The sequence below is a fragment of the Streptococcus pseudopneumoniae genome (genome assembly GCF_001072375.1).
Lineage (GTDB): Bacteria > Bacillota > Bacilli > Lactobacillales > Streptococcaceae > Streptococcus > Streptococcus pseudopneumoniae_L.
Window position 1 is genome coordinate 1 of sequence record NZ_JVKV01000021.1, and the last position, 7458, is coordinate 7458.

Annotated in this window: 9 protein-coding genes and 1 other annotated feature; of the genes, 7 read left to right on the top strand and 2 right to left on the bottom strand. The window is 38.8% G+C overall.

Annotated features, from left to right (window positions below):
• Positions 1–125 precede the first annotated feature (125 nt).
• Both ADH31_RS01620 and ADH31_RS01625 read left to right on the top strand, forming a co-directional pair.
• Positions 126–560, top strand: coding sequence for a hypothetical protein (locus ADH31_RS01620; protein ID WP_049503269.1), 435 nt, complete (start codon positions 126–128; stop codon positions 558–560).
• A 22-nt stretch (positions 561–582) separates the two neighbouring features.
• Positions 583–1050, top strand: coding sequence for an 8-oxo-dGTP diphosphatase (locus tag ADH31_RS01625; RefSeq protein WP_049508558.1), 468 nt, complete (start codon positions 583–585; stop codon positions 1048–1050).
• Here the strand turns inward: ADH31_RS01625 and ADH31_RS01630 are convergent.
• Both ADH31_RS01630 and ADH31_RS01635 read right to left on the bottom strand, forming a co-directional pair.
• Complete coding sequence (locus ADH31_RS01630) at positions 1047–1562, bottom strand: transcription repressor NadR (protein ID WP_049508561.1); 516 nt, start codon at positions 1560–1562, stop codon at positions 1047–1049. The two genes, ADH31_RS01625 and ADH31_RS01630, sit on opposite strands and share 4 nt — an antisense overlap.
• 18 nt (positions 1563–1580) lie before the next feature.
• Positions 1581–2108: an ECF transporter S component gene (locus ADH31_RS01635; protein ID WP_001095969.1), complete on the bottom strand. Its 528-nt coding sequence runs from the start codon at positions 2106–2108 to the stop codon at positions 1581–1583.
• Between the two features lie 176 nt (positions 2109–2284).
• Positions 2285–2420: a sequence feature (ribosomal protein L10 leader region), on the top strand.
• Positions 2421–2458: 38 nt separating this feature from the next.
• Here ADH31_RS01635 and rplJ point away from each other — a divergent pair.
• From rplJ to ADH31_RS01660, 5 genes are all read left to right on the top strand, one after another.
• On the top strand, positions 2459–2959 hold the full coding sequence (gene rplJ, locus ADH31_RS01640; RefSeq protein WP_001287269.1) for a 50S ribosomal protein L10: 501 nt from the start codon (positions 2459–2461) through the stop codon (positions 2957–2959).
• 73 nt (positions 2960–3032) lie between these two features.
• Positions 3033–3398: a 50S ribosomal protein L7/L12 gene (rplL, locus tag ADH31_RS01645; RefSeq protein WP_001196968.1), complete on the top strand. Its 366-nt coding sequence runs from the start codon at positions 3033–3035 to the stop codon at positions 3396–3398.
• Between the two features lie 404 nt (positions 3399–3802).
• On the top strand, positions 3803–4720 hold the full coding sequence (gene glyQ, locus ADH31_RS01650) for a glycine--tRNA ligase subunit alpha (RefSeq protein ID WP_000038760.1): 918 nt from the start codon (positions 3803–3805) through the stop codon (positions 4718–4720).
• A gap of 281 nt (positions 4721–5001) precedes the next feature.
• A complete protein-coding gene (glyS, locus tag ADH31_RS01655; protein WP_049508563.1) occupies positions 5002–7038 on the top strand; it encodes a glycine--tRNA ligase subunit beta in 2037 nt (678 codons plus the stop codon).
• A 27-nt stretch (positions 7039–7065) separates the two neighbouring features.
• Positions 7066–7323, top strand: coding sequence for a DUF896 family protein (locus tag ADH31_RS01660; RefSeq protein WP_000187071.1), 258 nt, complete (start codon positions 7066–7068; stop codon positions 7321–7323).
• Positions 7324–7458 lie beyond the last annotated feature (135 nt).

A 7458-nucleotide genomic window follows, 5' to 3' on the forward strand; every position in this document is an offset into this window, starting at 1 on the left:
CCTTCTCTCTTATCCCTAGATCACCGCTACATCTGGTTTCCAATTGCAACTTATCTGATCTTTTTCAGTTTGGCATCTATTATAACTCTAGTAATGAAGTATATTGAAAAGAAAAGGAGTCAATCATGATAAAACATCTAACTATATTTAGGGTAATTTACCTTCTATTCCTGGTATTCGCCTTGATTCATTTTATCTTAGGATTGTTTGGCTTAGCTTTTACCCCAGTTTTGTGGAATATCTGGTTTTTTGGTCTCTGTTTAACCCTATTTATCCATCCATGGACCATCTTTTATAAAACAAGAATCTTTCAATGGCATCATTTGATTTTTCAAGCTCTCAGCGGATTCTTTGCTCTCATAATTTGGTTTGTGATTTTCTTTGTTTTATCTGTGGTTCCAGATTCGTCTATGCCTATCAATATAGATTATCAGATGAATAGTAAAGATAAGGAAATCAGAATCATCAGAGGATTCTTACTCCATGAAATTCATGAATATCATGACTTAGTTAATCCTTTGATTATGAAATCTAAAGTTAAGTATGTAGAAAAAAATTAAACATTAGAAAGCGAGTAAATTTATGTCCCGTTCCCAATTAACGATTTTAACAAACATTTGTCTGATTGAAGACCTCGAAACTCAGCGCGTGGTTATGCAGTACCGCACTCCTGAAACCAACCGCTGGTCTGGCTATGCCTTTCCAGGAGGTCATGTTGAAAATGGAGAAGCATTCGCTGAATCTGTCATTCGTGAGATATACGAGGAAACAGGTCTGACGATTAAAAATCCTCAACTGGTCGGTATAAAGAATTGGCCTTTAGACTCAGGTGAGCGCTACATTGTCTTTTGTTATAAAGCGACTGAGTTTACCGGTACTCTCCAATCATCTGAAGAAGGAGAAGTGTCCTGGGTGCAAAAAGACCAGATTCCAAATTTGGATCTGGCCTATGATATGTTACCCTTGATGGAGATGATGGAAGCTCCTGATAAATCAGAATTTTTCTATCGTTACCGTACTAAAGATGGATGGGAAAAGAAAACCTTCTAATCCTTTACTAAATAACCAAACTTATCCAAGGCCTTCTCGATATAGAGGAGGTCTTGTTCATTTTCAGCTTCGACTAGGTGATAATGGACGCCATCTGTTAATTCAGAAAGTGGTCTAAAGTCAGACCGTTCGACTTGCTCTAAAAAATGCTGAACGTCCCGGCGACAAGAGAGTTTGAGCAAGGTTTCAATTTCTCCGTAGACAGGATGATCAATCAAGGTATTCTGAACACGTCCCCCATTATCGACGATAGCTAGAAGTTCTTGACCTATTTCTTCCATTTCGTGCTTGACTTTAAACAGTTTGTGAACATAAGGATTGGTTTTATTTTCTTTATAAATATAGCCACGATTGGTTGATAAGATCGGAGCACCATCAGCACGTAGAACAGCAATGTCCTGAACGATAATCTGGCGGGTTACATGAAAACGGTCTGCTAAAGTTTGACCATTTAGAGGTTTTTGAGACTCCTTTAACAGTTGTAAAAGTGCTTCTTTTCGATTTTTTGTCATATTCTTCTCTCATAATGCTTAACGGCGTTTTCTCAATGCTTTATAAACAGCCAAGGCTAGGTAATAGTCTACCATACTATGGATAATAGTACCAAATCCAACTAATACAAACAAGACATAGAACATATTTTTTAAGTCAGTTCCAGTACTAGCATAAAAGATCATACAAGCCAAAACTTCAGCAATAGCATGAACCAAACCAAGTACAAAGTTAAAAATCAATGAAGATTTCTTATTGTCCAAGGTTTGAGGATGTTTTTGAAGATAGAAAGCACCCAGACTTCCAAAGAATATGTGGGAAAAGGCGCGAAGTACAATGACAATCGGATACCCAGCCATGAGAAATCCTAAACTAGAAGCTATAATAACAAAGATAGCCATCCATGGCGAGAGAAACATAGCGATAAAAATAGCAACGTGACTTCCTAAAGTGTAGGAAGCGGGAGGAATGACAATTTTAAAGGGCATCACCAAAGGAATCAAAATAGCGATAGCTGTTAGCAATGCGGTCAAGGTCATGAATTGTGTTTTCTTTTGTGTATTCATAATAACTCCTTTTTACTGTATATACAGTTGTATAGTACAATAAAAAATCAAACAAGTCAAGAACTAAAATTGATTTTTGATGAGATTATCTTGAAATAAGGTTAAAAAATAAATAAATTTTTTAAAAAATAAGAAAAAAACTCTTGCACTAAACAAAGTAGTATGGTATACTTACATACGGTTTGAAAAAACTGCCTAAGACAGTAGGGGAGCTCGACTCATAAATATCCTACCGAGGACAAAACGTATCATGTAAAAAGAAGCGTATTGTACTTTCGTGTCTAGGTTTGGGCGCGTTTTTCTTTTGGAAAAATTCCCCAAGCAAAATAATTACGGAGGTGAACACACTAATGAGTGAAGCAATTATTGCTAAAAAAGCGGAACTAGTTGACGTAGTAGCTGAAAAAATGAAAGCTGCTGCATCAATCGTCGTTGTAGACGCTCGTGGTTTGACAGTTGAACAAGATACAGTTCTTCGTCGTGAGCTTCGTGGAAGCGAAGTTGAGTATAAAGTTATTAAAAACTCAATCTTACGTCGTGCAGCTGAAAAAGCTGGCCTTGCAGAACTTGCATCTGTATTTGTTGGACCATCTGCTGTAGCATTTTCTAACGAAGATGTTATCGCTCCAGCGAAAATCTTGAACGACTTTGCTAAAAACGCTGACGCACTTGAAATCAAAGGTGGTGCAATCGAAGGCGCTGTCGCATCAAAAGAAGAAATCGTTGCTCTTGCAACTCTTCCAAACCGCGAAGGACTTCTTTCTATGCTCCTTTCTGTACTTCAAGCGCCAGTGCGCAACGTTGCTCTTGCAGTCAAAGCGGTTGCAGACAACAAAGAAGACGCAGCTTAATCTTAAGCTACGCAGCGTAGCCTAGCTACAAAAATATAAACATAAAATATAAACTTATTTGGAGGAAATAACAATGGCATTGAACATTGAAAACATTATTGCTGAAATTAAAGAAGCTTCAATCCTTGAATTGAACGACCTTGTAAAAGCTATCGAAGAAGAATTTGGTGTAACTGCAGCTGCTCCTGTAGCTGTAGCTGCTGCTGGTGGTGCTGAAGAAGCTGCTAAAGATTCATTTGACGTTGAATTGACAGCTGCTGGCGACAAGAAAGTCGGCGTTATCAAAGTTGTACGTGAAATCACAGGTCTTGGTCTTAAAGAAGCTAAAGAACTTGTTGATGGTGCACCAGGTGTCATCAAAGAAGGCGTTGCAGCTGCAGAAGCTGAAGAAATCAAAGCTAAATTGGAAGAAGCTGGAGCTTCAGTTACTCTTAAATAATAGAGCAACTACATTCGTAGCTTAAAAACATGATTAAACCGCTAGTCTTAGGATTAGCGGTTTTTCTTTTTGTTCAAAAAGGGGCATAAAAGGGGCAGTTAAATTAATTTGACTGAGAAATATATTGGACTAGTGATAAAATAATTTTACTTTTTCATTCCTTTTTGTTATAATAGACGACAAGAAAGAATATCTTATCAGTAAATCCCAAGCGAGCCTGTGATAGTGAGAGTCAGGTGATTGAGAGATGAGTGTGGCGCTTTTGGTAAATTTTAAAAAATAATGAAGTAATAAATTAGGGTGGAACCGCGTTTCTGACGCCCCTAGGTCACTTGACTTAGGAGCAAAGACACGGTTCTTTTTGTATTCTAGGTCGCAAGAAATTATAGAAAAAGGAGTTAATAATGTCTAAAAAATTAACCTTTCAAGAAATTATCCTTACTTTGCAACAATACTGGAATGATCAGGGTTGTATGCTTATGCAGGCTTATGATAACGAAAAAGGTGCGGGAACTATGAGTCCTTACACCTTCCTTCGTGCTATCGGACCTGAGCCATGGAATGCTGCTTATGTAGAGCCATCACGTCGTCCAGCTGACGGTCGTTACGGGGAAAATCCTAACCGTCTTTACCAACACCACCAATTCCAAGTGGTCATGAAACCATCTCCATCAAACATCCAGGAGCTCTACCTTGAGTCTTTGGAAAAATTGGGCATCAACCCATTGGAACACGATATCCGCTTCGTTGAAGATAACTGGGAAAACCCATCCACTGGATCTGCAGGTCTTGGTTGGGAAGTGTGGCTTGACGGTATGGAAATCACTCAGTTCACTTACTTCCAACAAGTCGGTGGCTTGGCAACTGGTCCTGTTACAGCTGAGGTTACTTATGGTTTAGAACGTTTAGCTTCTTATATCCAAGAGGTAGACTCAGTTTACGATATCGAGTGGGCTCCAGGAGTTAAATATGGAGAAATCTTCCTTCAACCAGAATACGAACACTCAAAATACAGCTTTGAAGTTTCAGATCAAGACATGCTTCTTGAAAACTTCGAAAAATTTGAAAAAGAAGCTGGACGTGCATTAGAACTAGGTCTTGTGCATCCAGCCTACGACTACGTTTTGAAATGTTCACATACCTTCAACTTGCTTGACGCTCGTGGAGCTGTGTCAGTTACAGAACGTGCTGGATATATTGCTCGTATCCGTAACTTGGCCCGTGTAGTAGCCAAAACCTTCGTAGCAGAACGCAAAAAACTCGGCTACCCACTTCTTGACGAAGCCACACGCGCCAAACTCCTAGCAGAAGAGGAAGAATAAAAAAGTTACAAGGATAGAAAAGGGGCGAACAAAGTGAGCCCGTATGGCACTCAGAGGCAAGTCGAAGACTTGCTAAAGGGATAGGCACCGCCGTACTGATATCTGGGGATTTTTGAAACTTTAGGTTCAAAAATCAGTTGACTAAATCCACTTTGATGAGACTGTTGGAAAACTTTGTCAAGAAGACAGAAGATTTCCCCACAGACTCACAAAGTTAGTTAGCAACGTCCCCAGTACCTAAGGTGCCTATCAAAAAGAAGAAATTTTGTAAAGGAAAAAACATGGCAAAAAACTTATTAGTAGAACTAGGACTCGAAGAGTTACCAGCCTACGTTGTCACACCAAGTGAAAAACAACTAGGTGAAAAAATGGTAGCCTTTTTGGATAATAACCGCCTTTCATACGAAGGAATTCAAACTTTTTCAACTCCACGTCGTTTGGCTGTTCGCGTACTTGGCTTGGCAGACCAACAAACGGATTTGACTGAAGATTTTAAAGGACCTTCTAAAAAAATTGCTTTGGATGCAGAAGGAAATTTCTCTAAAGCAGCGCAAGGGTTTGTCCGTGGTAAAGGCTTGACTGTAGATGATATCGAATTCCGTGAAATCAAAGGTGAAGAATATGTCTACGTAACTAAGCATGAAGCTGGAAAACCAGCTGAGGAAGTTTTGGCTGGAATTCCAGAAGTATTGGCTAGCTTAAGCTTCCCAGTAAGTATGCACTGGGCAAACAATACCTTTGAATATATCCGTCCAGTCCATACGTTGACAGTTCTTTTGGATGATGTGGCACTCGATATGGATTTCTTAGATATTCATTCAGGAAGAGTTAGCCGTGGACATCGTTTCCTTGGTCACGAAGTAGAAATTCAGCATGCTGACAGCTATGAAGAAGACCTGCGCAAAGTTTATGTTATTGCAGATAGCATTGAACGCGAAAATATGATTCGTGAGCAAATTAAGGCTATCGAAGCTACAGAAGGTGTTCAGGTACAAATTGATGAAGGACTCTTAAATGAAGTTCTGAATTTGGTTGAATACCCAACTGCCTTTATAGGGAATTTTGATCCTAAGTACATAGAGGTTCCAGAAGAAGTTTTAGTCACTTCAATGGAGACTCATCAACGCTACTTTGTAGTTCGTGACCTTGATGGAAATCTAAAACCAAACTTTATTTCTGTTCGTAACGGAAATGCAGAGTATCTGGATAATGTTATCCGAGGAAATGAGAAAGTCTTAGTTGCACGTCTGGAAGATGGTGAATTCTTCTGGCGTGAAGACCAAAAACTCAAGATTGAAGATCTTGTAGCTAAATTATCACACGTAACCTTCCATGAAAAGATTGGTTCACTTCGTGAGCACATGATTCGTACTGGGCAAATTGCTATTCTTTTGGCAGAAAAAGCAGGTTTATCAGTTGATGAAACTGTTGACCTTGCTCGTGCTGCAGCTATTTATAAGTTTGACCTCTTGACTGGTATGGTTGGTGAATTTGATGAGCTTCAAGGAATCATGGGTGAGAAATATGCTCTTCTCGCTGGTGAGAATGCAGCAGTAGCACAAGCTATTCGTGAACACTACCTTCCAGATTCTGCAGATGGTGCTCTTCCTGAATCTAAAGTTGGAGCAATACTTGCACTAGCCGATAAATTAGATACTCTCTTATCTTTCTTCTCGGTTGGCTTGATTCCATCAGGCTCAAACGACCCATATGCTCTTCGACGTGCAACACAAGGAATTGTTCGAATCTTGGAAGACTTTGGTTGGAAGATTCCAATGGACGAATTGATTGCGAGCCTTTATGCCTTATCATTTGAAAGTCTAACTTATGATAATCAAGAAGAAGTGCTTAACTTCATTAAAGCTCGTGTTGATAAGATGATGGGTTCTACTGCAAAAGATATCAAAGAAGCTGTTCTCGCAAGTTCGAATTTTGTTGTTTCTGATATGATTGAAGCTGCAGAAGCTTTAAGCGAAGCTGCAAATACTGAAGATTACAAATCATCAGTTGAGTCTCTATCTCGTGCCTTTAATTTAGCTGAAAAAGCAAATGGTTTGGTTAAAGTCGATGCAAGTCTTTTTGAAAATGAACAAGAAAAAGAACTTGCTCAAGCAGTAGAAAGTCTTGAATTGCAAGGTTCAGCTAGTGATAAATTAACGCAACTATTTGCTCTTAGTCCTGTAATTGATGCTTTCTTTGATAATACAATGGTTATGGCAGATGATGTTGATGTGAAGAATAACCGTTTAGCTATCCTTGCTGAACTTGTAAATAAAGCAAAAACAGTGGCTGCTTTCAATCTTCTCAATACAAAATAAAATTAAAAAATAATTGGAGGTTCTAATATGACACCAGAAAAAATTGCTCGTATTAATGAGCTTGCTAAAAAGAAAAAAACAGAAGGGTTGACTGCGGAAGAAAAAGTAGAACAAGCTAAACTTCGTGAGGAATATATCGAAGGCTATCGTCGTTCTGTTCGTCATCACATTGAAGGAATCAAAATTGTAGATGAAGATGGAAATGATGTGACTCCTGAAAAACTTCGTCAGGTACAACGGGAAAAAGGCTTACATGGTCGTAGTCTTGACGATCCAAATTCATAATTCTGAGATATAGAAAACTCGGTTAGGGAAAACTAACCGAGTTTTTGTTTTAAAAAGGGAACCTAAAGAGGTTCCTTTAGTATTAAATTTTATACTCTTCGAAAATCTCTTCAAACCACGTCAGCTTCACCTTGC